Source organism: Rahnella ecdela (genome assembly GCF_019049625.1).
GTDB lineage: Bacteria > Pseudomonadota > Gammaproteobacteria > Enterobacterales > Enterobacteriaceae > Rahnella > Rahnella ecdela.
In genome coordinates this window covers 1-313 of sequence record NZ_JAFMOY010000031.1, presented here as the reverse complement: position 1 = coordinate 313, position 313 = coordinate 1, and the positions used below count along the sequence as shown (strand labels likewise).

The 313-nt window shown below is 49.8% G+C and carries 1 pseudogene; it reads left to right on the top strand.

Going from position 1 to position 313, the window contains the following annotated elements:
* Positions 1-126 precede the first annotated feature (126 nt).
* Positions 127-313 (top strand): annotated as a pseudogene (locus J1784_RS00135) (transposase); the annotation flags it as partial.

Below are 313 nucleotides of genomic sequence, written 5' to 3'. Positions count from 1 at the left end.
TAAACCACAGAGTTGGAAAACATTTTTAGCCAGATCGATACCCAGATAGACGATATTCATGTTTACTCTCCTGCTGAACGTATTTTGTTGAGTTAAGCGCAAAGGGAGGAGGTAGTCCATCCCATTACCTGGCGTAAGAAGTATGGTGGTATGGAGGTGCCTGAGGTTAAACGCCTGAAGTCGCTGGAAGAAGAGAACGCCAGACTCAAGAAGCTGCTTGCCGAAGCCATGCTGGATAAGGAGGCGCTTCAGGTGGCTCTGGGGCGAAAGTACTGACGACAGACCAGAAGCGGGAAGCCGTGGTGTTGATGTG